This window comes from Oscillospiraceae bacterium, assembly GCA_015068525.1.
In the GTDB taxonomy this organism is placed as follows: Bacteria; Bacillota; Clostridia; order UMGS1840; family HGM11507; genus SIG450.
On record SVKJ01000003.1, the window covers coordinates 1 to 23,569 of the forward strand.

24 protein-coding genes are annotated in these 23,569 nt (G+C 32.4%); all 24 read left to right on the forward strand.

Annotation, left to right across the window (positions count from 1 at the left end):
- Window positions 1-133: 133 nt before the first annotated feature.
- The 24 genes from E7419_01340 (at window position 134) to E7419_01455 (ending at window position 23,565) form a co-directional block, all read left to right on the forward strand.
- On the forward strand, window positions 134-1,393 hold the full coding sequence (locus E7419_01340) for an insulinase family protein (GenBank protein MBE7013833.1): 1,260 nt from the start codon (window positions 134-136) through the stop codon (window positions 1,391-1,393).
- The gene (locus E7419_01345; protein ID MBE7013834.1) at window positions 1,390-2,676 is read left to right on the forward strand and encodes an insulinase family protein; all 1,287 of its coding nucleotides are present in this window, start codon (window positions 1,390-1,392) and stop codon (window positions 2,674-2,676) included. The genes E7419_01340 and E7419_01345 overlap by 4 nt, the downstream gene beginning before the upstream one ends.
- Window positions 2,677-2,889: 213 nt before the next feature.
- Complete coding sequence (locus E7419_01350) at window positions 2,890-3,888, forward strand: putative sulfate exporter family transporter (protein ID MBE7013835.1); 999 nt, start codon at window positions 2,890-2,892, stop codon at window positions 3,886-3,888.
- 158 nt (window positions 3,889-4,046) lie between these two features.
- Window positions 4,047-4,721 (forward strand): phospholipase, encoded by a 675-nt coding sequence (locus tag E7419_01355; protein MBE7013836.1) that lies wholly within the window; start codon window positions 4,047-4,049, stop codon window positions 4,719-4,721.
- A 319-nt stretch (window positions 4,722-5,040) separates the two neighbouring features.
- The gene (locus tag E7419_01360; GenBank protein MBE7013837.1) at window positions 5,041-5,553 is read left to right on the forward strand and encodes an adenylate kinase; all 513 of its coding nucleotides are present in this window, start codon (window positions 5,041-5,043) and stop codon (window positions 5,551-5,553) included.
- Between the two features lie 14 nt (window positions 5,554-5,567).
- Window positions 5,568-7,313, forward strand: coding sequence for a beta-galactosidase (locus tag E7419_01365; protein MBE7013838.1), 1,746 nt, complete (start codon window positions 5,568-5,570; stop codon window positions 7,311-7,313).
- 111 nt (window positions 7,314-7,424) lie between these two features.
- The gene (locus tag E7419_01370) at window positions 7,425-8,261 is read left to right on the forward strand and encodes a prolipoprotein diacylglyceryl transferase (GenBank protein MBE7013839.1); all 837 of its coding nucleotides are present in this window, start codon (window positions 7,425-7,427) and stop codon (window positions 8,259-8,261) included.
- Window positions 8,254-9,390, forward strand: a complete 1,137-nt coding sequence (gene dprA, locus E7419_01375) for a DNA-protecting protein DprA (protein MBE7013840.1) — start codon at window positions 8,254-8,256, stop codon at window positions 9,388-9,390. The genes E7419_01370 and dprA overlap by 8 nt, the downstream gene beginning before the upstream one ends.
- A 13-nt stretch (window positions 9,391-9,403) precedes the next feature.
- Window positions 9,404-11,500, forward strand: coding sequence for a type I DNA topoisomerase (topA, locus tag E7419_01380; protein ID MBE7013841.1), 2,097 nt, complete (start codon window positions 9,404-9,406; stop codon window positions 11,498-11,500).
- A 17-nt stretch (window positions 11,501-11,517) separates the two neighbouring features.
- The gene (locus E7419_01385) at window positions 11,518-12,816 is read left to right on the forward strand and encodes a methylenetetrahydrofolate--tRNA-(uracil(54)-C(5))-methyltransferase (FADH(2)-oxidizing) TrmFO (GenBank protein MBE7013842.1); all 1,299 of its coding nucleotides are present in this window, start codon (window positions 11,518-11,520) and stop codon (window positions 12,814-12,816) included.
- A 59-nt stretch (window positions 12,817-12,875) separates the two neighbouring features.
- Window positions 12,876-13,370, forward strand: coding sequence for a QueT transporter family protein (locus E7419_01390; GenBank protein ID MBE7013843.1), 495 nt, complete (start codon window positions 12,876-12,878; stop codon window positions 13,368-13,370).
- Window positions 13,363-15,213 (forward strand): TIGR03960 family B12-binding radical SAM protein, encoded by a 1,851-nt coding sequence (locus E7419_01395; protein MBE7013844.1) that lies wholly within the window; start codon window positions 13,363-13,365, stop codon window positions 15,211-15,213. The genes E7419_01390 and E7419_01395 overlap by 8 nt, the downstream gene beginning before the upstream one ends.
- Window positions 15,197-15,835 (forward strand): DUF2344 domain-containing protein, encoded by a 639-nt coding sequence (locus tag E7419_01400; GenBank protein ID MBE7013845.1) that lies wholly within the window; start codon window positions 15,197-15,199, stop codon window positions 15,833-15,835. The genes E7419_01395 and E7419_01400 overlap by 17 nt, the downstream gene beginning before the upstream one ends.
- A 137-nt stretch (window positions 15,836-15,972) precedes the next feature.
- The gene (gene sigH / locus E7419_01405) at window positions 15,973-16,590 is read left to right on the forward strand and encodes an RNA polymerase sporulation sigma factor SigH (GenBank protein MBE7013846.1); all 618 of its coding nucleotides are present in this window, start codon (window positions 15,973-15,975) and stop codon (window positions 16,588-16,590) included.
- Between the two features lie 113 nt (window positions 16,591-16,703).
- Entirely contained in the window at window positions 16,704-16,979 is a 276-nt protein-coding gene (locus tag E7419_01410; protein MBE7013847.1) for a zinc-binding protein, read from the forward strand.
- Window positions 16,980-17,113: 134 nt separating this feature from the next.
- Entirely contained in the window at window positions 17,114-17,320 is a 207-nt protein-coding gene (locus E7419_01415; protein ID MBE7013848.1) for a DUF1858 domain-containing protein, read from the forward strand.
- Window position 17,321: 1 nt separating this feature from the next.
- Window positions 17,322-17,603 (forward strand): hypothetical protein, encoded by a 282-nt coding sequence (locus tag E7419_01420; GenBank protein MBE7013849.1) that lies wholly within the window; start codon window positions 17,322-17,324, stop codon window positions 17,601-17,603.
- Window positions 17,600-18,247 carry a site-2 protease family protein gene (locus E7419_01425; protein MBE7013850.1) on the forward strand — a complete coding sequence of 216 codons (648 nt, stop codon included), beginning with the start codon at window positions 17,600-17,602 and terminating at the stop codon, window positions 18,245-18,247. Before E7419_01420 ends, E7419_01425 begins: the two co-directional genes overlap by 4 nt.
- A 1-nt stretch (window position 18,248) precedes the next feature.
- Window positions 18,249-18,977, forward strand: coding sequence for a segregation/condensation protein A (locus E7419_01430; GenBank protein ID MBE7013851.1), 729 nt, complete (start codon window positions 18,249-18,251; stop codon window positions 18,975-18,977).
- A gap of 4 nt (window positions 18,978-18,981) precedes the next feature.
- Entirely contained in the window at window positions 18,982-19,617 is a 636-nt protein-coding gene (scpB, locus tag E7419_01435) for an SMC-Scp complex subunit ScpB (GenBank protein MBE7013852.1), read from the forward strand.
- A gap of 29 nt (window positions 19,618-19,646) precedes the next feature.
- A complete protein-coding gene (ytfJ, locus tag E7419_01440) occupies window positions 19,647-20,084 on the forward strand; it encodes a sporulation protein YtfJ (protein ID MBE7013853.1) in 438 nt (145 codons plus the stop codon).
- 57 nt (window positions 20,085-20,141) lie between these two features.
- Window positions 20,142-21,242: a D-alanyl-D-alanine carboxypeptidase gene (locus E7419_01445; protein ID MBE7013854.1), complete on the forward strand. Its 1,101-nt coding sequence runs from the start codon at window positions 20,142-20,144 to the stop codon at window positions 21,240-21,242.
- Complete coding sequence (locus E7419_01450) at window positions 21,239-21,934, forward strand: rRNA pseudouridine synthase (GenBank protein MBE7013855.1); 696 nt, start codon at window positions 21,239-21,241, stop codon at window positions 21,932-21,934. The genes E7419_01445 and E7419_01450 overlap by 4 nt, the downstream gene beginning before the upstream one ends.
- 122 nt (window positions 21,935-22,056) lie before the next feature.
- Window positions 22,057-23,565, forward strand: coding sequence for a methylmalonyl-CoA carboxyltransferase (locus tag E7419_01455; protein ID MBE7013856.1), 1,509 nt, complete (start codon window positions 22,057-22,059; stop codon window positions 23,563-23,565).
- Window positions 23,566-23,569: the final 4 nt, after the last annotated feature.

Below are 23,569 nucleotides of genomic sequence, written 5' to 3' on the forward strand. Positions count from 1 at the left end.
TGTGGTTAGAGCCTTAAAAAAACCATCATGTGGTAGGAGAATTGAACTAATCCACAGTATCTAAAACAGTATAGCATATATCCGTAAAAACGGATATTTAAACTATAATTATATAATACAAGGAGAAAAATAAATGAAAATCGAAAAAATAAACAATCGAGTTAATTATATAAAAGTAAAAAACGATAAATTTAAAACATTTACTGTCAGTTTTTATTTTCACAATACGTTATCTAAAGAAACTGCCTCTTTAAATGCGCTGCTTCCTTATGTTATGAAAACAGGTTCAGGAAAATATAAAGATATGACTGAAATCTCAAATGCCCTTGAAGAATTATACGGCGGAATGTTTGATTGCAGTATCAGAAAAAAAGGCGAAGATCATATTATAGGTTTTAACTTTGAGTTTGTTTCTCATAAATATGTTAAAGAAGAGGGATATATCGATAAAGTCTTTGATTTTATTTTTGATGTTTTATTTAATCCTCTTACAGAAAACGGAGGATTTTCAAAAGACAACACCGAAAGGGAAAAAATTAATCTTATAAATTATATCGAAAGCCTTATTAACGATAAAAAAGAATATGCGTCATTAAGATGTACCGAAGAAATGTGTAAAGGCGATAACTATGCAGTATTTGAATACGGAGAGATTGACAGAATAAATAAAATAGATGAAAAGGGACTTTATAAGCATTATCTTGATGTGATAAAAAATTCAAGAATTGATATATTTGTAATGGGCAATATTGATTTTGACAGTATAGACGGTAAAATTTACAATATTCAATTTGAAGATGGTAATGTTTCCTATCCTTCATGCGACATTAAAAAAGAATCTAAAGATATAAAAGAGATTGAAGAATCGTTTGATGTTGCTCAGGGGAAAATCAGTATGGGATTTACAATTGGCGAATGTGACAGGTATGCACTTACAGTTTTTAACAGTGTTTACGGAAGCGGTGCTCATTCAAAACTATTTAATAATGTAAGAGAAAAATTAAGCCTTTGTTATTATGCTTATTCAAGAATTGATAATTTTAAAGGTATAATGAAAGTAAACTCAGGCGTTGAATTTAAAAACTTTAAAAAGGCTTATGATGAAATTTTACTTCAACTTGAAGATGTTAAAGACGGTAATATTTCGCCTGCACAACTTGATGCTTCCAAAAAATCAGTAATAAATTCACTTAAATCTTTAAATGACAGTTTGTTTTCAATGGAAAATTATATTTTAAACGGACTGATTAAAGGCGAAATAACGGAAATTTCTGAATATATAAAAGGTATAGAAAAAGTTACGGTTTCAGATATAGTAAAAGTAGCATCAAAAGTTAAACTTGATACAGTATATTATCTGACAGGTTCTAATGTTACGGGAGGCAAAAAATGAAATTTGAAAAAATAGAAAACTCATTTTTAAAAGAAACATTATATAAAGGCGTTCATAAGTCAGGGCTTAATGTTGCAGTTCTTCCTAAAAAAGGTTTTGATAAATATTATGCAGTTATTTCAACAAAGTACGGATCGGTAGATGTGTGCTTTAAAGATGATGAAAAAAATGAATTTAAAGAAGTTCCTGATGGCATTGCTCATTTTTTAGAACATAAAATGTTTGAGCAACCGGACGGAACAAATGCTTTTGATAAGTTTTCTTTATATGGTGCAAATGCAAATGCGTTTACATCTTTTAATAATACAGCATATCTTTTTCAGTCAACAGACTTTTTTTATGAAAATTTAGAGCATCTTTTAAATTATGTATTCTCCCCTTATTTTACAAAGGAAAATGTTGAAAAAGAGCAGGGGATTATAGGTCAGGAAATAAGAATGTATGATGATGATGCTGACTGGCGTGTTATGTTTAATATGTTGAAAGCGATGTATAATATACATCCTATAAGACGTGATATTGCAGGCACAGTTGAAAGCATAGCAGAAATTGATAAAGATTTACTTTATTATTGCTATAATATTTTTTATCATCCTGAAAATATGGTGCTTTTTGTAACAGGGGATATAGATATTGAAAGACTTCCTGAAATTTTGGACAAAAATGTTCCTGTAAAGGAAAAAGGCTTTAATGCTATTATTAAAGAATATAAAGAGCCTCATAACGTTTGCCAGAATGAAATTGAGGATAAATTAGAGGTTTCTATGCCTATTTTCTCAATGGGGTATAAAGATAACAGCGAGATTGTACTTGGAAAGGAACTTGCAAAGAAAAATCTTCTTACATCCATAATAGTAAAAATGTTTATAGGGGAAAGTTCTCCTCTTTACAAAGAACTGTATGATAAAGGGCTTATTAATGATACATTTTATGATGATATAACAATGAATAGAGATTATGCTTTTGTTCAGTTTTCAGGTGAATCAGAAGATCCGAAAAAAGTAAAAGAATATATATTAAAAGAAACTGAGAGAATAAAAAAAGAGGGACTTTGTAAAGACGCGTTTTTAAGAATAAAGAAAAATATGTATGGAAAGTATATTAAATCATTTAATAATATAGAATCCATAGGAAATTCATATAGCGCAAATTACTTCTTGGGAATTGAACTTTTTGATTTCCTTGATGTTTATGATGAAATAACTTATGAAGACGCTCAGGAAAGATTTAATGAACTGTTTGTTGATGATATGTTTGTTACGTCAATTGTAAGTCCGAAATAAATATCATTTAATAAGTGTCATAAGATTTGACACTTATTTTAATTATGTTGACATATAGTAAGACGCTTGGTATAATGTTTGTGTTCATTGTTTAATAGTAAAAAATGGAAATTGCAATATTGAATTATTTAATGTGTAAAAGAAATATAGAAAAGGGTTTAAGATATTTTGGGAGGTTATATACATATGAGTAATAAATCTAAAAACGGATATATGTTTATATTAGGTGTTGTAATTTGTGTAGGTGTATCAGTTCTGGCTATTATGATTGAAAAACTGATTCCGGGTGATATTCTTGGTGCCTCTATTATTGCATTGTTTTTGGGAACAATAATTAATAGTTTTTTTCATCCTGATTGGATAAAACCTGCTCTTAAATTTACATCCAAAAAGGTTTTGAAATTATCAATTATTTTGCTTGGCGCATCACTTTCAGTAAGTACCATTATGTCTGTCGGAAAAATGACTTTTTTCGTAATGCTTTTTACTTTTGCTATGTGTTTTGGCGGAGGATATTTTGTACGTAAATTATTTGGACTTAACTGGAAACTTAGTAATTTGATTTCTGCAGGAACAGGAATTTGCGGTGGCTCTGCTATTGCAGCAATTGCACCTGTTATTGATGCTGATGATAAAGATATAGCTTTTGCTTTGTCATCTACTTTTATATTTGATATGGTTATGGTTGCACTGTATCCGATTATGGGTAAACTTCTTGGAATGTCTGATATAGCTTATGGTATCTGGGCAGGAACTTCTGTAAATGATACAGCAAGTGTAGTTGCTTCAGGTTATGCATTTTCCGAACTTGCAGGTGACTTTGCAACAATGGTTAAACTTACACGTACTATTGCGATTATTCCTACTGTTTTGGTATTTGCATATATTGGTACACGTATAAAACAAAAAGAGTTGAAAAGTAAAAATAGTGACAAAAAGGTAAATATCATAAAGATTATTCCATGGTTTATCGGAGGATTTTTACTTCTTGCAATTTTAAACAGTATTGGATTTATTCCGGAAGAATTATCAGGTGTTATGAAGAATGTAAGTAAATTCCTGATGGTAACAGCACTTTCTGCTATCGGACTTGGAACCAGTATTACCGACTTTAAAAAAGCGGGACTTTCTCCAATGTTCTATGGTATAACTATTGATACATTAGTAACCTTGACAGCACTCGTTGTTATTTTCTTTATGGGACTTATGTGAATAGGAGTGTAAGGTTCGGCGTCCTTGACGAACCGCAAAACATATCGATTTTGTGATAACAAAAATATCGAGTAAACTTTAGTTTGCATATTGACATAACAGACTGGCATCCAGATTATACAGTCTATATATAAAGATTGTCGAAAGAGAGGATATATATGAATATTAAAATTGAACAATCGGACAATTTAAAGTATATAATTAGATTCCCGGATGGTTATAAGAATGGGGATAGGTTTCCTGTAATTATATTTCTTCATGGAGCAGGTAGCAGAGGAAATGATATTAATATTTTGAAAAACAATCCCTATTTTAATATTATTAATAAGCACGTGGAATTTCCGTTTATCACAGTTGCTCCCCAATGTTCACAGAATACATGGTTTGATATGTTTGAGCAACTAAAAAGATTTGTTTTTAAAATATATGATGAAAATTTTACTGACAAAAATAAAATTTATCTTATGGGAGCGAGTATGGGAGGATACGGAACATGGCAACTTGCTATGAGCTTACCGGAATTATTTGCAGCAATTGTTCCTATTTGTGGCGGTGGAATGTATTGGAATGCCTCCAGACTTGTAAATGTACCGGTTTGGGCGTTTCACGGAGCAAAAGATACTACTGTTTTTAAAGAAGAATCAATAAAGCTGATTGATGCCGTAAACGAATGTGGTGGAAAAGCTAAACTCACCATTTATCCTGAAAATGGACATGATGCATGGAGTGATACCTATAATAGTCATGAAGTTTTTCGCTGGTTGCTTTCAAATACAAATAAAAATAACGTACAGCTTATTGACAAGTACAAAGATGGTAATATATATGGGTAAAAATATTTTTTTAATTTGACACCAACTGTCGCTAAAAAATACTGGCATCAAGGTTATACAGTCTTTATATGCGGTGCGTTGCACCGCAGCGATATAAATCTCTTGCGAGATTTTCGATATATCATAAATGATTCGATATGTTGCAAGCAACTCGATATGTCGCTGAGGCGACGAGATTTATATCATATCGGGTTTTGCCGTAGGGTTCGACGATTTCCGACGAACCGTTAAACTGGTAAGACAATTAAAAAATCGAAATCAAAAAAACTTCCCCTTGAGGGGAAGGAGGGTTGCAAAGCAACTCGGATGAGGTGGCAAAATGGTAATATTAATTACAGGTGCATCGCATACCGGTAAAACAGTTCTGGCACAAAAACTACTTGAAAAATATAAATATCCTTATCTTTCAATAGATCATTTGAAAATGGGACTGATTCGCAGTGGCAACACTGAACTTACTGCAATGAGCGATGATACAAAACTTACCGGGTATTTATGGCCCATTGTTAAGGAGATAGTAAAAACTGTAATTGAAAACAATCAGAATTTGATTGTTGAGGGATGCTACATTCCTTTTGATTGGGAAAAAGATTTTGAAAATAGTTATCTTGAAAATATTAAATTTTATTGTCTTGTTATGAGTGAAAATTATATAAAAAACCATTTTGATGATATAAAAAAATATGCAAACGTGATTGAAAAGCGTCTTGATTACGAGTATGAAATGGAAAATGCTCTTAAAGAAAATTCTGATGTTTTGAAACTTGCAATAAAGCACAATTTGAACTATCTTTTTATTGATGATGAATATAGTGTCAATGCTGATTCGTAAAAAGGAGAAAAAATATGATTTTTGAAGTTAAAGGTAATCAGTTTTACAGGGATGGAAATCCTATAAAAATAATATCAGGTGCCGTTCATTATTTCCGTAATATGCCTGACACCTGGGGCGATATTTTCAAAAAAATGAAAGCGTTAGGTTGTAATTGTGTTGAAACATACTGCGTATGGAATATGCATGAAAAAAAGCAGGGGGAATTTGATTTTTCAGGCAACCTCAACATATCAGATTTTATCAAAAAAGCAGGGGAAGAAGGTCTTATGGTTATCGTACGCCCAGGACCGTATATCTGTGCAGAATGGGAATTCGGAGGATTGCCCTGGTGGATACAGACAAACGAAGAAATGGAAATACGTTGTTCCAATCCGCATTATATAAAGTGCTTTAGCAATTATCTTAAGCGTCTGTTTTATGAGATAAGACCATATCTTTGTACAAATGGCGGACCTGTTATAATGATGCAGTGTGAAAATGAATATGGTTACTATGGAGACGATAAGGAATATCTTAAATATTTGTATAATTTTTATCGAGAACAGGGAATAGATGTTCCGCTTTTTACTTCAGATGGAGTTTCAAAAGAAAATCTTTTAGACGGTATGATAGAAGGTTGCTTTACTACGCTTAATTTTGGAAGTCGTGTTGAAGAAAACTTTAAAGCACATGATGAACTTTTTCCTGATGCACCTAAAATGTGTATGGAAATGTGGTGTGGTTGGTTTGATGCATGGGGAGATGAAAAGCACCATTGCACATCTTACAAAGACTATGCAGAAACTGTTGATGCCATGCTTAAAAAAGGAAGCTTAAATATGTATATGTTCATAGGTGGAACGAATTTTGGTTTTACAAGTGGTGCCAATCATTGTGAAAAGTTTGCTCCTGACGTAACCAGCTATGATTATGATGCACTATTGTCTGAATGCGGAGATGTTACCAAAAAATATTATGCAGTTCGTGATGTAATAAAAAAATATGTCGATGGAAATCTTGCAGAAGTTCCTCCAAACAGACCAAAAAAAGCATACGGAAGAGTAAAACTTACAGAAAAAGCAGGTATCTTTGATAATCTTGAAAGACTTTCTACGCCAATACATTCAGAAGTTCCCAAATGTATGGAAAGTTACGGACAGGGATATGGATATATCGTCTATCGCACAAAGTTAAATCGTGATTATAACAGTGCAAAATTGGAGTTTGAAAGTCTTGGCGACAGAGCACAGATTTACATAAATAAAAAACTTACTGGAATTGTTTATATAAACGATGAAGAATTGAAAATTGAGATTACAGCCAAAAAAGGCGATGTGCTTACAGTTCTATGCGAAAATATGGGAAGAACAAATTTTGGACCAAAAATGAGTCGTAAGAAAGGTATAGCCGGTAGATGTATGTTAAATGATAAAATTCATTTTAACTGGGATGTGTATCCGTTGCCTATGGAAAATACAGATGAAGTTTTGTATTCTTCCAAAACCCCTGAAGAAGAATCTGCATTTTACAGGGGAACATTTGAAGTTGATAATCCTTGTGATACATTCTTAAATACGGAAAATTTTACTAAAGGCTTTGTATTGATAAATGGTTTTAATCTGGGAAGGTACTGGGATATAGGCCCTCAGAAAACATTGTATGTTCCTGCTTCATTGTTGAAACAGGGTGAAAATGAAATTGTTTTATTTGAATCAGATGGCATAAAAGGAGAACCGGAAATTTTATTTGTTGATAAACCTGATTTGGGTGATATATAAATAAATGTTATTTAAGTAATTCAACAGCAGATACATTTTTAAGTTTAACGATTATCATTATTGTCAATTATGATACTAAGAAGTTGTAAATATTTAAAATAAGGAGTTAATATGGAAAATATAGTTAAATTTCCTGCACTTAATCTTGAATTTAAAATAAGAAGAATTGCTTTTTCGTTGTTTAATATAGATATATATTGGTATGCGATTATTATTGCATGCGGAATTTTACTGGCTTTTATTTACTGTAGCAAAGAGGCAAAAAGGCAGGGAATGGATAACGAATTATTTATAGATATTCTACTTTGGGGAATTCCTTCCGGTGTTATTGGAGGACGGCTTTATTATGTTATTTTCAAATGGGAATACTACAGTAAGAATTTAGGTGAGATTTTTGCCATAAGAGATGGTGGACTTGCTATATACGGAGCAATAATATTTGCCGTTCTTGCGGTTTATATATATACGAAAAAAAACAAAATCAACACACTTAAAGTTTTTGATATCGGAGCAATAGGTCTTCTTATTGGTCAGGCTGTCGGAAGATGGGGAAATTTTTTTAATCAGGAGGCATTTGGCGGAAATACTTCTCTTTTATGGGGTATGACCAGCGAAAAAATTTGTGCATATCTTGAAATGCTTAAAAACAAAGGAATAAATGTTGACCCGACGCTTCCTGTCCATCCTACTTTTTTGTATGAGAGTTTGTGGAATTTAGCGGGAGTTATTATCTTTAATTATTTAATAAAAAGGAAAAAATTTGACGGTCAGATTTTCTTTTTATATATAATATGGTATGGTTTTGGGAGAATGTTAATAGAAGGGTTAAGAACTGACAGTTTATATTTTTTAGGCTTCAGGATTTCTCAAATAATAGGTGCTCTGTCAGTTGTATTTGGCACAGTACTTTACATTTTGCTTAGAAAAAAAGGTGTTAAAAATGGATAAACTTATATATTGGGTATGGTTATCACAAAGAGTAAGTCCGAATAATTTGTGTATAAGACAACTGATAAAAGAAGTTCCTGACCCTGAAATTATATATAATATGAATGAGGAGCATCTTTTGGTTTTACCATATCTTAATAAAGTGTCGATTCTTAAACTTTTAGATAAAGATTTGGAAGAAACTAAAAAAATTATTGAAAAATGTGAGAATAACAATTATAATATAATTTGTTATTCTGATGAATATTATCCTGAAAGGCTTAGAAATATTCCTGATTTTCCGATAGTTCTTTATCACAGAGGAGACAAATTTCTCTTCGATGAGTTATTATGTATATCCGTTGTTGGTACGAGAGAGCCTTCCGGTTATGGTATAAAAATGGCAAAGCAAATTGCAAGGGAACTTGCATATAATAATGCTCTTGTTATAAGTGGTATGGCATTTGGTATTGATGCCTCGGCACATCTTGGGGCAATGAGTGTTGATAAACCTACTGTTGCAGTGTTGGGCTCAGGGATAGATGATCCTACACCTAAAACAAATAAAAAACTTTATGAGTATATGCTCTATAATGGTTGTGTTATATCGGAATATCCGCCCGGTGCAAGAATATATCGATCAAATTATGCTGTAAGAAACAGAATAATAAGCGGTCTTTCTTTAGGAACTGTTGTTGTGGAAGCAGAAGAGATAAGTGGTTCTTTAATTACCGCAAGAAATGCTTTGAATCAGGGCAGAGATGTTTTTGCCGTTCCTAATCTGGCTGATAATAAAAAAGGTGACGGTACTAATAATCTTTTAAGAGATGGTGCAATACTTGTAACAAGTGCAAAGGATATTTTAGAAGAATATAAAGGCATGTTTGGAAGTATAGATATAATAAAATCATTTAACGAATCTTCGTATAATAAAAACTTCTTAAAAGAGGATTTTATTGATAAATTTGCTGATTTAGTGCCTATAGAAAAAGAAGTTGCACTTTCAGTTGAAGTTCAGCCTACAACAGCTGATGAAATTTCAAAAAAATCAAATATTCCTATGAATTATGTGTTGTCAACACTTACAATGCTTGAAATAAAAGGTGTTGTAAAATCAGTTGTAGGTAATAAATTTATGCTAAATATATAAAGAGGTGTAAAAATTGTCAAAAAATCTGGTTATTGTGGAATCTCCTGCGAAGGCTAAAACAATTGAAAAATATTTGGGGAAAGATTATAGTGTCCTTGCTTCTATGGGGCATTTAAGAGATTTGCCTGAAAAAACATTAGGGGTGGATGTAGAAAAGGATTTTACCCCTAAATATCAAACCATCAAAGGAAAAAGTGAACTTATAAAGAGTCTGAAAAAAGAAGCCCAGACTTGTAATAAAGTTTATCTTGCGACTGACCCTGACCGTGAAGGAGAAGCAATATCCTGGCATATTGCAAATATTTTAGGAATAAAAGAAGATGAAGTGTGCAGGGTAACCTTTAATGAGATAACCAAAAATGCAGTAACCGAAGCGATTGGCAATCCAAGAATAATAGATAAAGACCTTGTTGATGCACAACAGGCAAGGCGGGTTTTAGATAGAATTGTGGGATATAAGTTAAGTCCTCTTTTGTGGAAAAAAATAAGAAAAGGACTTAGCGCAGGACGTGTTCAGTCTGTTGCAACCAGAATTATATGTGACAGGGAGGAAGAAATTGAGAAATTTATTCCTGAAGAATACTGGACGATTAAAGCAGATTTAGAAACAACTGAAAAAAATATATTTACAGCAAAACTTGAAAAAAAAGACGGCAAGAAAATAACTGTAAACAATGAACAAGATGCAAGAGAAATATTGCAAAGTTTAAAAAATGCAGAATATTATGTAGAAAATATAAAGGAAACAAAAAAATTAAGAAAACCTTATCCTCCTTTTATAACAAGTACCTTGCAACAGGAAGCGTCAAGAAAACTTAACTTCACGTCTAAAAGAACAATGCAGACTGCTCAGAATTTGTACGAAGGTATAAATATTAAAGGAAGAGGTTTGGTTGGTCTTATAACATATATGAGAACTGACAGTTTGAGAATATCTGACGAGGCAAAAAAGAATGCAAAGAATTTCATACTTTCTAACTACGGGAGCGAATTTTGTCCAAAAGGGTATAATGAATATAAAATGAGAAAAGGGAATATTCAGGATGCCCACGAAGCAATAAGACCGTCAGATGTATATCTTACACCTGACCTTGTTAAAGACTCTTTGACAAACGACCAGTATAAACTTTATAAACTTATATGGGAAAGATTTGTTGCATCTCAAATGGTAAATGCAATATTTAACGCCACATCCGTTGATGTGAAGGCGGAAAACTTTACATTAAAAGCAACGGGTCTGCAAATGCTTTTTGAAGGATTTATGAAACTATATATTGAAAGTACAGACAGTGAAGACGAGGATGAAAATCAGAAACTGCCAAAACTTAACGAGGGTGAAAGTCTTAAACTTATAGAACTTAATGATAAGCAACATTTTACCAATCCTCCTTCGAGATACACAGAAGCGAGTTTAATTAAAACAATGGAAGAATATGGCATTGGAAGACCAAGTACCTATGCGCCTACTATCAGTACCATTCTTCAAAGAGAATATATAGTAAAAGAAGGTAAGTCCTTAGTACCTACCGAACTTGGAAAAGTTACAACCAATCTTATGAAAGATAATTTTAAAGATATAGTTGATGTTAAGTTTACGGCAGGTATGGAAGACAGTCTTGACAGTATAGAGCATGGAAATAATGACTGGGTACAGATTTTAAAAGAATTCTATAAAGACTTTGAAATATCTTTAACTAAAGCACAGGATATCGATAAGGTTAAAGTCAAAGAAGAAGAAACTGATGAAATTTGTGAAAAGTGTGGAAGAAAAATGGTAATTAAAACAGGTAAGTTCGGAAAATTTCTTGCTTGTCCCGGATTTCCTGAATGTAAAAATGCCAAACCGATAACAACCGAAGTTAAAGATATCAAATGTCCGTTGTGTCAGGGTAAAGTGCTCCAGAAAAAGAGTAAAAAAGGAAAAAAATACTTTGGTTGCGAAAACAATCCTGATTGTTCATTTATGACATGGGATGAACCTACCAATGAAAAATGTGAAAAATGCGGAAATGTTCTTGTGAAAAAGTATTATGGAAAAGGTTCAAAATTATATTGCTCAAATTCAGAGTGCGAAAATGCACCTAAAAAAAGAACAGTAAAAAAGAAATAGGTAAAAAGGAAAAAAGAATGAAAACAGTTAATGTTATAGGGGCAGGTCTTGCAGGATGCGAAGTAGCATACAGACTTGCAGAGCATAATGTAAAAGTTAATTTATATGAGCAAAAGCCTGAGAAAAAATCTCCTGCTCACTCTTCTGATAATTTTGCCGAACTTGTATGCAGTAATTCGCTAAGAGGGAATGTGCTTTCAAATGCAGTCGGGCTTTTAAAAGAAGAAATGAGAATGTTAGGTTCTCTTGTAATTGAAAGTGCATACGAAAACCAAGTTCCTGCTGGGGGAGCGTTAGCGGTTGACAGAGAAAAGTTTTCAAAATACATCACCGATAAAATAATAAATCATCCCAATATAAATGTTATAAACGAAGAATATACTGAAATTTCTGATGATGAATATACGGTTATTGCAACAGGGCCTTTAACAAGCGAAAAACTATTCGAAAATATTAAGAAACTTACAGGGGATGACGACTTGTATTTCTATGATGCAGCTGCACCTATTGTTTCTTATGACTCTATTGATATGACAAAAGCATTCAAAGCCTCAAGATATAATAAGGGTGATGCTGATTATATTAATTGCCCTATGACAAAAGAAGAGTATGATGCTTTTTATGATGCCCTTATAAATGCTGAATGTGCTAAAATGAAAGAATTTGAAGATGAAGTTGTTTTTGAAGGGTGTATGCCTGTTGAAACAATGGCAAAAAGAGGATATAATACTCTTTTGTTCGGACCATTAAAACCTGTCGGACTTCGAAGTGAGAGTATGGATAAAGATGCTTATGCAGTTGTCCAGTTGAGGCAGGATAACAAAGAGGGGACAATGTATAACATTGTTGGTTTTCAGACTCATCTTAAATTCGGAGAACAAAAAAGAGTATTTTCTATGATACCTGGTCTTTCAAATGCAGAGTTTTTAAGATACGGAGTTATGCATAGAAACACTTTTATAAATTCTCCTAAAGTTCTTAATAACCATTACAGATTAAAAAATAATGATAAAATATATTTTGCAGGTCAGATTACAGGGGTTGAAGGATATGTTGAGTCTGCAGCAAGCGGGCTTACTGTAGGAATTTATCTTTCAAAACTTTTAAACAAAGAGGAAATAAACGAATTTTCTAAAGATACGGCAATCGGTGCATTAGCCGCTTATGTATCTGACGAAACGGTTGAAAAATTCCAGCCTATGAATGTTAATTTTGGTATTATAAATCCTCTTGGTTACCGTGTGAAAGGTAAACAGGAAAAAAATCTTGAAATTGCCAAAAGAGCATTAAAAGAAATAGAGGAAAAATTCAAATAAAATATATAGACAGTTCGAAATCCATCCTGTCTTAAATCAAAACTAGGAGTGTTAAAAAAATGAAATTACAAAAGATTACTAAAACAGCAATTATTTCAGCGTTATATTGTGTGTTGACATTGGCGTTTGCACCTGTAAGTTACGGAGTAATTCAGTTAAGAGTTTCGGAGGTTTTGACAGTTTTACCCAAATTTTCAAAATCATCAATCTTAGGACTTACAATCGGATGTTTTCTTTCAAATTACATAGGTATGGCGTTTGTAGGAAGTACAGGAATTATTGATGTTGTATTCGGAACTCTGGCGACTTTTCTTGCAGGTATATGTTCTTATTTAACAAGAAAAAATAAATGGCTTGTTGCCTTGTTTCCTGTGCTTTTTAACGGTGTAATTGTAGGTGGTTATCTTCATTTTATTGCTTATACAAATATAAATATTTTTTTGTGTATGCTTTATGTAGCTATAGGGGAAGCGCTTGTAACATATGTACTGGGAATTCCTTTAATAAATTTTGTTTTAAAAACAAATAAAATAGGAGAAATACTTAATGATTAATATTGAAAAATACCTTGATAAAGTTGAAAAGCCGTCACGATACGTGGGCGGAGAATATAACAGTATAATTAAAGATAAAGAAAATGTGAATATAAGATTTGCATTCTGCTTTCCTGATACTTATGAAATCGGAATGTCGCATCTTGGATTAAGATGTATTTACCATACTCTTAATGAAATTTCTGATGTTTGGTGCGAAAGAAGTTTTATGCCATGGGTAGATATGGAAGAAATATTAAAGAGAAATAATATTCCTCTTTTTGCCTTGGAATCAAAAGATGCTCTTAATGAGTTTGATATGTTAGGCTTTACTTTGCAATATGAAATGAGTTATACTAATGTACTTGCAATGCTTGATATGTCAGGTATACCTTTTTTATCAAAAGAAAGAGATTATACTTGCCCGTTTATATGTGCAGGCGGTCCTTGTGCAGTTAATCCGGAACCTCTTTATGATATAATTGACTTTTTTATGATAGGCGAAGGGGAAGAAGTTCTTCCTGAAGTTATGGATGTTTACAGGGAATATAAAAAAAGCGGTTCTTGTAACAGAGATGATTTTTTATTTAAAGTGGCACAATTAAAAGGAGTATATGTTCCTAAATTCTATGATGTTTCCTATAATGAAGACGGAACAATTAAAGGAAGAACTCACGCTGACGGCGTTCCTGATACTATTGAGAAAAGAGTTATAGAAGATTTTGACAGTTTGCCTCATCCTGAAAAAATTATTGTACCCTATACTGAAATAGTGCATGACAGGGTTACGCTTGAAATATTCAGAGGATGCATAAGAGGATGCAGATTTTGTCAGGCAGGGTTTATATACCGTCCTGTAAGAGAAAGAACTCCTGATAAACTTGTTGATATTGCGGTTAAATCTTTAGAGGTAACAGGTTATGATGAAGTGTCATTATGTTCTTTAAGTACCAGTGACTATACACGTCTTAATGAACTTACCGATAAACTAATGGAATATACTATTGACAGGAAGATAAACTTTTGTCTGCCATCACTTCGAATTGATAATTTTAATTTACCTCTTGCCAACAAAGTGCAGAAAGTAAGAAAAACCTCTTTAACCTTTGCTCCTGAAGCGGGAACTCAAAGAATGAGAGATGTTATAAACAAAAATGTTTGTGAAGAAGATGTTTTAAAAACATCGCACCTTATTTTCACAAACGGATGGAACAGCGTTAAGTTTTATTTTATGATTGGCCTTCCTTATGAAACAAAGGAAGATGTTTTAGGTATTAAGGATTTAGCATTTAAAGTTCAGAATACTTATTATAAGATAGACAAGCCTTTAAGACCGAAAGGCGCAAGAATAACGGTGAGTACATCTTCATTTGTTCCTAAACCTTTTACACCGTTTATGTGGGCAAGGCAGGATACAATAGAAGAGTTAAGAGATAAACAAAATTTACTTAAAAATGAAATGAAATCCAAAATTATTAATTATAATTGGCATGATGCAGATTTGTCCATTTTGGAAGGTGTATTTGCAAGAGGGGACAGAAGACTTTCCAAAGTCCTTATTTCTGCGTATGATAAGGGATGCCGTCTTGATGGATGGAATGAACATTTTAAGTACGATAAATGGATGGAAGCATTTATAGAAAATAATATAGATTACACATTCTATACTCACAGAGAAAGAGAATATGAAGAAAATCTGCCATGGGATTTTATAGATGTGGGAGTAAGTAAAAAGTTTTTGATAAGCGAAAATGAAAAAGCAAAAATGGCGTCTACAACACCTAATTGCAGGCAAAATTGTGCGGGGTGTGGTATAACCAAGTTAGCAAAATGTAAGGAGCAGTTCAATGGAGTTAAGAGTTAAATTTAATAAAATAAGTGATGCGAAATATATTTCTCATCTTGATTTACTAAGGACTTTTAATCGAATGATAATGAGAAGCGATTTGAAACCTGCGTACTCACAAGGATATAACCCACATATTATAATGTCATTTTTGCAACCTTCTTCAGTGGGTATGGCAACTAAGTCAGATTGCCTTGATATAACTTTAGAAGGCGAATATGACCTTAATAAAGTTCTTTTAAACCTTCAGGAAGTTGCACCCAGAGGTATTGAGATAACAAGTGTGGAAGAAAATAACGGAAAGTTAAAGTTTAATACTCTTTCTTCGGCAGTGTATTCGGTTTTAATAGATACCAATGCGACTAAAGATGATATAATTAACTTTTTACGCCTTGATGAAATTTTTGTTGATAAAAAGACTAAAAAAGGGATAAAAGAAGTTGATATAAAACCTCTTCTTTTAAGTTATGAGGTGAAAGATGGCATAGAACTTATATTGCATTTAAAAGCAGGAAGCAGTGAAAACTTAAATCCATCGCTTTTACTGAAAGCAATGGAAAAATATATTGATAATATATACATAAACAATGTAAGAATTACAAGGGAATATTTGTTGTCGGAAAATGGCGAAATTTTCTAAATTTTGTATATTTTCAACAAAAAAATATAAGATTTATAATATTTTTTAATAAAAATAGAAAAAATGTTTGACAATATCATAACAAATGTGTATAATGATTGTATGGGTATTTTAAGTATTTGTTTGTAGGTGTTTAAGTGAAAGCATACGATATAAACGATGAAGAGATTATAAATGGTGCCAAAAGTGGAGATAATGATTGTCTCGAGATTATTTTTGATAGTTTCAGAGGATATATAAGAAGTCTCTCAAATAAGTATTATCTTGTTGGTGCTGATAAAGATGATCTTGTGCAGGAAGGAATGATCGGGCTTTTTAAAGCAATAAGAGATTATGACGAAAGCCAGGGCATTACTTTTGTTTCTTTTGCGTCAGTATGTATAAAAAGGCAGATTAAAACTGCGCTTAAACTATCTTTGAGAAAAAAGCATATACCTCTTAATTCTTCGGTGTCTTTGCAGGCGTCAATGTTTGATGATGAGAGTGACAGGGAACTCATCGAATATTTTGAAGATAAAAAAGAGATTAATCCCGAAGAGGTTTACATAAATAATGAAACCTTTACTCAACTTAATAAAATGCTTTATGAAACATTAAGTAAGTTGGAACTTAATATCCTTGTTTTATATAATCAGCATTTAAGTTATAAAGAAATTTCCGAAATTACGGGAAAAAGTGTTAAATCTATTGATAATGCCATTCAGAGAATTAAAAAGAAGATGGAGATTATCAAAAATCAATATATGTCCTTGTAGCTCATTGGCAGAGTGCTGTTTTTCGCGGGTATTTTTACTGTGTTTAATGGAGAAGACGGTTCGATTCCGGACGGTGGACTAATAATATTTCTATTTTTTAAGGAGAGAAAACTATGTACGAAGACAAAACACTTATCTGCAAAGATTGCGGAAACGAATTCATATTTACAGCAGGGGAACAAGAATTCTATGCTGAGAAAGGATTCGAAAACGAACCAGTTCGTTGCAAAGAATGCAGAGTGTCAAGAAAAGCAAGCATCCGCGAAAAGAGAGAACTTCATACTGCTGTATGTGCTGAATGCGGTCAGGAAGCAAAAGTTCCATTTATTCCAAGAGATGACAGACCTGTTTACTGTAGCGAATGTTTCAGTAAAAAAAGTGCTGAATAATTTTATATGAAATATAGCCCTGTCGGTAAATCCGTCAGGGCATTATTCTTTTTTATAATTAAAAAATAAAAATCTTGCATTTAGGGTGCAATATGTAGTATAATAATATATAATACATAAATGGAGTGATTTAAATGAAAATAACAAAAGATACAATTATTGCAGATGTTTTAAAAATAGATGCAGACTTAGCGCCTTTCTTTTTAGAAATCGGTATGCATTGTTTGGGTTGCCCTTCTGCCACAGGCGAAACAATTGCCGAAGCATGCGATGTTCACGGGGCGGATTGTGACCTTTTACTTGAAAAACTTAACAACTTCCTTGAAAAGGGGGAAAATTAAATTGCTTGAGAATATGATAACTTATAAAGAGAAACCGCTTTCAAGATGTGGTAATATGATATATTACGGAGATTTTTCGGATAAGTATATTTCTATTATTGAAGTACTTTCTGAAAAAGAGGAAAATGGAGCGGTAGTTCCTGATAAATTAAGTATAAAACTTAATCAGAATTGTGGTAATCTTAAATTTAAGCCAATTAAAAAAGCAGAACGAGAAAGTCTTTATGTTGCATTAGACCTTGCTGAATACTGGCTTAAAGAAGCATTGGAGATAGATCCGTGATAAGTCTTGATTATATTATAGGACTCCTTATATCACTTGTTGCTTTTTTCCTGTCGATATCCTGTCATGAATTTGCGCATGGTTATGTCGCTTATAAAATGGGAGATCCTACTGCAAAATTAAGCGGGCGTTTGACCTTAAATCCTGTGAAACACTTTGATTTGTTTTCAATACTTTTCTTTGTGATTTTTCACTTCGGGTGGGCAAAAGGTGTGCCTGTAGATTCAAGATATTTTAAAAATCAAAAGCACGGTATGGTATATACTGCTCTTGCAGGACCAGTTACAAATGTTTTATTGGCATTTATCTTTACCGTGATTTTAAATCTGTTATTTAAAATATCATTTAAAAGCGAACTCGTATTTGAAATTTTTACGTATATTGCAACTTTTTGTCAGTATATGATATCGGTAAATGCAATGCTTGCTATATTTAACCTTATACCTATTCCGCCACTTGATGGTTCTAAGATATTTTTCGCAGTTTTGCCTGAAAGATTATATTTTAAGGTTTTGTCTTATGACAGGTATATGATGATAATATCACTCGTACTTGTTTATGCAGGAGTTCTTGACAGAGTGGTGAATACCGGAGTTTCAAATCTTATTTCGTTACTTCAGAATTTAGTAGGAGTTTTTATATAAAATGGAACAAATTACTTTTAAGGCTCACGAATTTGAGGGACCTTTGGACTTGCTTTTGTTTCTTATAAAAGCAAATAAAGTAAATATATATGATATTCCGATTGTTGAAATATCTGAACAATATATGAAATATGTCAGCAAAATGAAAGAAATGAACCTTGATGAAACAAGTGAATTTCTTGTTATGGCGTCTGAACTTTTATATATTAAATCAAAAATGCTTCTTCCTGTAGAGAAAAATGAAGATGGCGAGATTATAGATCCGCGTACCGAACTTGTTGAAAAACTTTTGGAATATCAGAAATATAAAGAACTTTCCGAATTTTTAAAAGGCAGGGAAGATATAGGCAGATTTTCTTTTGTCAAGCCACGCGAGAAGGTAAAAGGAATAAGATACAGTAATGATGATCTGGATGTTTCTGTTCTTGATCTTGTGAATGCTTTTCATGATGTTATTGACAGGATTGAAAGAAAACTTCCGCCTCCTAAAACTTCATTTATCGGTATTGTAGCAAGAGAAGAAGTTAATTTGAAAGACAGGATTGATATTATAAAGAAATTTTTACTTGAAAATAAGAAGACGGAATTTGATGAACTGTTTATTAAAACCTGTACTACAAGACCACAGATTATTGTAACATTTTTAGGAGTTTTGGAACTTATTAAATTAAGTAAAATTGCAGTTAAAAAAACTAATGGTAATATGTATATAACATTAAAGGAAGAATAAGTAAATGTTAGGAATTGAAGATAAAGAGTTATACAATGCTATCGAAGCCTTGCTTTTTGTTGCAGGTGATCCTGTATCAATGGACAGGCTGTCGGAAGCACTTAATATCCCTATATCCGATTTGGAAGAATTTATGCCGAAAATGATGGATGAATATAACTATGAACGGCGTGGGATAAAACTTATAAAACTTGAAAATTCATATCAGTTAACTACCCGTTCAGAATATTTTGATGCGGTTGTAAGAATGGTCACTCATAAGCAGAAACAGGTTCTTTCTCCTGCAACTTTGGAGGTTTTATCCATTATTTCTTATAATCAACCAATAACCAAAGCGGCAATAGAAAAAGTAAGAGGCGTAGATTCTTCTCATTCTCTTACAAAATTATTAGAAAGAGAACTTATTGAGCAAAGAGGAAGGCTTAATGCTCCGGGAAGACCTGTTCTATACGGTACAACTGATGAGTTTTTAAGATGTTTTGGGCTTCAGTCTTTGGAAGAAATGCCAAATCTTGAAGATGATTTGTCGCAAGTTGGAATGGAAACTGATCCTAATAAAGATAACGTAACATTTGATGAACTTGAAAAAAGAATGGAAGACGGAGAATATGTGGAACAAACTGATCCGTCCTTTATATAATTTACATAAAAATACGGAGGTGCATAACAATGGCTGAACATCCAATTGAAGGAATAATGAGTACAGCACTTGGAAATATCAAAGAAATGGTAGATGTTAACACTATCGTAGGTAATCCTGTTACAACACCTGACGGTACTGTTATAATTCCAGTATCAAAAGTTGCTTTTGGCTTTTGTGCAGGCGGAACGGAATTCGGAAGCCCTGTTGTAAAAGAGGAAGGGCTTAAATCAAATTTTGGTGGCGGCAGCGGAGCAGGCGTTACTATAACTCCTGTTGCTTTCTTAGTTGTTAACGGAACTAATGTAAGAATGCTTTCTATGTCTTCGGCATCAACTGCTGCAGATAAAATAGTTGATATGATTCCTGAAATCTTAACGAAATTTAAAGAGATAGTAAATAAAGAAAAGAAAGACGATTCTATAAAATTTCAAAGTGATTTTTCCGATGAAATAGTTGTGGAATAAAAATATCTTACCCACTCATATACATAAAAGTAAGAATGTATGTGAGTGGGTGGTTTTTTGAAAAAAGTATTTTTCATTTTAATATTATCATTGTTTTACAGTACTGAAAGTTTTGCGTTTTCAGATATTTCGGCTAAATCTTATGTTGTAATGGAACAATCTACAAACTCTGTTATATTTTCTAAAAATATGAATGTCCGTATGAAACCTGCGAGCACAACTAAAATTCTTACCGCTATTTGTGCTGTTGAAAATGCTAGGCTTACTGATTTGGTTACAGTATCAAAAAATGCGGCATATCAGGAAGGATCTTCAATGTATCTTAAAGAGGGCGATAAAGTTACACTTGAAAATCTTGTATACGGTCTTATGTTAAATTCAGGAAATGATGCAGCGGTCGCAATAGCGGAACATATAGGCGGGAGCGTAGAAAAATTTTCAAATATAATGAACAATAAGGCAAAGGATATCGGTGCCGTAAATTCAAACTTTGAAAATCCGAACGGACTCGATTCGGATGAACATTATGTAACGGCTTACGACCTTGCTCTGATAACCTCATATTGTCTTAATAATGAAAAGTTTTCTGAGATTGTAGCAACAAAAAGTAAAGTTATAAAAGGTAATGACGGACTTAATAAATATTTGTCAAACCATAATAAAATGCTTCATACATATCCTGATTGTATTGGCGTTAAAACAGGATTTACCAAAAAATCAGGACGTACATTAGTTACCTCAGCAAAAAAAGACGGTATAAAAATTATTGTTGTAACACTTAATGCTCCTAACGATTGGAGTGATCATAAAAAACTTCTTGACAGAGGTTTTTTATCTGTCGAAAAAGAGAAAATAATTGATAACACAAAAGTTGTTGGCGAGGTTAATATAAAAGGCGGAACTAAAGAAAAGGTTTCTGTTAAATGCGAAGAAGAATTTTATGGTGTAAAAATAAAAGGAAACGATGAAACTTACGATGTAGTGTATAAATATGATAAATTAAAAGCACCTGTTATAAGTATGCAAAAAGCAGGGGAAGCCTTAGTTTATAAAAACGGAAAAGAAATATTTAAAACAAATCTTTTAACAACCGAAGATGTAGAAAAGAAAAAAGGTTTTTCAATTATAGAATTTATAAAAAGGATATTTAAATTATGATAAGACTGCAAAAATATATAAGTAATTCAGGAGTAACTTCAAGAAGAAAGGCGGAAGAATTGATTTCTCAGGGAAGAGTGAAGGTTAACGGAATTGTTGCAACTTTAGGTTGCAGCGTTGATGAAACAACGGATATTGTTGAAATTGATTCGAAAGTTATTTCAAGAGAAGAAAATAAAGTATATATAATGCTTAATAAACCAACAGGATACCTCTCAAGTGTAACTGATGACAGGGGCAGAAAAACTGTTGTTGATTTAATTGATATAAAAGAACGCATCTTTCCTGTGGGAAGGCTTGATTACGATACCGAAGGGCTTCTTTTATTAACTAATGATGGAGAGTTTACATATAAAATTACCCATCCTAAATTTGAGATAACTAAAACTTATGTTGCAACCCTTAACAAAAAGGTAAATTCCAAAGACTTAGAATGTTTATTAAAAGGTGTAAAAATAGAAGATTATATTGCGAAAGCAAAAGAAATCAGTTTAATAAATGAGGAAAAAAACGAGGTTTTAATTACCATATCACAGGGTAAAAACAGACAAGTAAGAAAAATGTTTGAAAAAATAGGATATAAAGTTGTAACTTTAAAAAGAATAAGTATAGGAAAACTTATGCTTGGAACACTAAAGACGGGCGAGTGGAAAACTTTATCTTTAAAAGAATTGGACAGGCTTATAAAATAATTTGGTTTATTTTGTCAAAAGGTATTGATTATTTGACAAAAATGGTATAAAATATTATATGTGGAAGAAATTGAATTTGTAATAGAATTTTTTTAATTTTATTGCAAATTTTAGTCTATAAAATGATTAGGAGGAGTAAAATGGATAATCTTGAAAAACTTAAAATCTTCCGTGAAAAATCTTCTCAGAAAGAAAGCGGAGGAAAAGCAAAGGAAAGACTTGAAATGCTGTTTGATGACGGTACTTTTATCGAAACAGATTCTTTCTTAAAAAACAGAAATGAACTTACCGGTAAAACAAACTATGCAGACGGAGTAATTGCAGGTTACGGTACAGTTATGGGTAAACTTGTTTATGCATATTCTCAGGACTATGCTGTTCTTAACGGTTCACTCAGTGAAATGAACTGTAAAAAAATTGCTAAAGTTTATGATATGGCATTAAAAACAGGAGCACCTGTAGTTTCAGTAATTGATTGTGGAGGTATCAGACTTGATGATGGTCTTGATGCACTTTCTTCATATAATGAAGTTATGAAAAAAGCAGTTGATGCTTCAGGACTTGTTCCTCAGATTTCTATGGTTTTAGGAGTTTGCGGAGGAAGTATGTCATTTATACCTGCTGTTTCTGATTTTGTAATTATGTCAGAAGATAAAGGCGAAATGTATATTACAAGTAAAGAAGTATTAAAAGGTGTTAATAACGAAACTTGCGATGATTTTGGTACTGCAGCTTTCAATGCTAAAAATGGATCTTGTAATTTTACTGCAAAAAATGACGAAGAAGCATTTCTTACTGTTAAAAATTTATTGAAATTCCTTCCTTCAAATTATTTTGAAGAAGCAGAAATTTTAGATACAGCGGATGACTTTAACAGAGCAACTTCTGATATAATAAATATTATTCCATCTGATGATAAATCTTTATTTGATATTAAAGATATTATTAAATCAGTTGCAGATAACTGTGAATTTTTGGAAGTGTCAGAAAACTATGCTAAAAATATGGTAACAGGTTTTGTAAAACTTGGTGGTATTTCTGTTGGTGTTGTTGCTAATCAGCCTAATGAAAACGGTGGGGTTATCGATAACCTTGGAGCGAAAAAAGCGGCAGATTTTGTTACTAAATGTGACAGTTTCAATATCCCTGTTCTTTCATTTACAGATTCAGAAGGCTTTGAAGTATCAATGGCTGACGAAAAATGGGGTATGATTAAGGATGTTGCCAAACTTGGTTTTGCATTTGCAAACGCATCTGTTGCAAAAGTTAATGTAGTTGTAAGAAAAGCATACGGTGCAGCATACCTGTATATGAATTCAAAACAAATGGGTGCAGACCTTTCTTATGCGTTACCGACTGCTATTATAACATCAACAACTCCTGAAGTTGCACTTAATATGTTATATGAAGAAGAAATTAAAAAATATGACGATCCTAAATTAGGAAGAGAAGAAATTATGGCAAAATACAGAGATGAAGTTGCATCACCTTATGAAGCTGCAAAGAGAGGTTATATTGATGATGTTGTTGATCCTGAATATTTAAGACCTGTTTTAGTAAGTGCTTTTGATGTTCTTCTTACAAAAAGAGAAGATATAATTGATAAAAAGCATGGCAATCTTCCAGTATAATGCG

Excerpts from the sequence above, each read along its gene's own strand:
- E7419_01455 (MBE7013856.1), top strand. The coding sequence starts at position 22,057 with ATGATTAGGAGGAGTAAAATGGATAATCTTGAAAAACTTAAAATCTTC.
- E7419_01400 (MBE7013845.1), top strand. The coding sequence starts at position 15,197 with ATGGAGTTAAGAGTTAAATTTAATAAAATAAGTGATGCGAAATATATT.
- E7419_01450 (MBE7013855.1), top strand. The coding sequence starts at position 21,239 with ATGATAAGACTGCAAAAATATATAAGTAATTCAGGAGTAACTTCAAGA.
- E7419_01410 (MBE7013847.1), top strand. The coding sequence starts at position 16,704 with ATGTACGAAGACAAAACACTTATCTGCAAAGATTGCGGAAACGAATTC.
- E7419_01415 (MBE7013848.1), top strand. The coding sequence starts at position 17,114 with ATGAAAATAACAAAAGATACAATTATTGCAGATGTTTTAAAAATAGAT.
- E7419_01355 (MBE7013836.1), top strand. The coding sequence starts at position 4,047 with ATGAATATTAAAATTGAACAATCGGACAATTTAAAGTATATAATTAGA.
- E7419_01395 (MBE7013844.1), top strand. The coding sequence starts at position 13,363 with ATGATTAATATTGAAAAATACCTTGATAAAGTTGAAAAGCCGTCACGA.
- E7419_01390 (MBE7013843.1), top strand. The coding sequence starts at position 12,876 with ATGAAATTACAAAAGATTACTAAAACAGCAATTATTTCAGCGTTATAT.
- E7419_01350 (MBE7013835.1), top strand. The coding sequence starts at position 2,890 with ATGTTTATATTAGGTGTTGTAATTTGTGTAGGTGTATCAGTTCTGGCT.
- E7419_01340 (MBE7013833.1), top strand. The coding sequence starts at position 134 with ATGAAAATCGAAAAAATAAACAATCGAGTTAATTATATAAAAGTAAAA.
- dprA (MBE7013840.1), top strand. The coding sequence starts at position 8,254 with ATGGATAAACTTATATATTGGGTATGGTTATCACAAAGAGTAAGTCCG.
- E7419_01430 (MBE7013851.1), top strand. The coding sequence starts at position 18,249 with ATGGAACAAATTACTTTTAAGGCTCACGAATTTGAGGGACCTTTGGAC.
- scpB (MBE7013852.1), top strand. The coding sequence starts at position 18,982 with ATGTTAGGAATTGAAGATAAAGAGTTATACAATGCTATCGAAGCCTTG.
- E7419_01365 (MBE7013838.1), top strand. The coding sequence starts at position 5,568 with ATGATTTTTGAAGTTAAAGGTAATCAGTTTTACAGGGATGGAAATCCT.
- E7419_01345 (MBE7013834.1), top strand. The coding sequence starts at position 1,390 with ATGAAATTTGAAAAAATAGAAAACTCATTTTTAAAAGAAACATTATAT.
- E7419_01385 (MBE7013842.1), top strand. The coding sequence starts at position 11,518 with ATGAAAACAGTTAATGTTATAGGGGCAGGTCTTGCAGGATGCGAAGTA.
- E7419_01360 (MBE7013837.1), top strand. The coding sequence starts at position 5,041 with ATGGTAATATTAATTACAGGTGCATCGCATACCGGTAAAACAGTTCTG.
- ytfJ (MBE7013853.1), top strand. The coding sequence starts at position 19,647 with ATGGCTGAACATCCAATTGAAGGAATAATGAGTACAGCACTTGGAAAT.
- E7419_01370 (MBE7013839.1), top strand. The coding sequence starts at position 7,425 with ATGGAAAATATAGTTAAATTTCCTGCACTTAATCTTGAATTTAAAATA.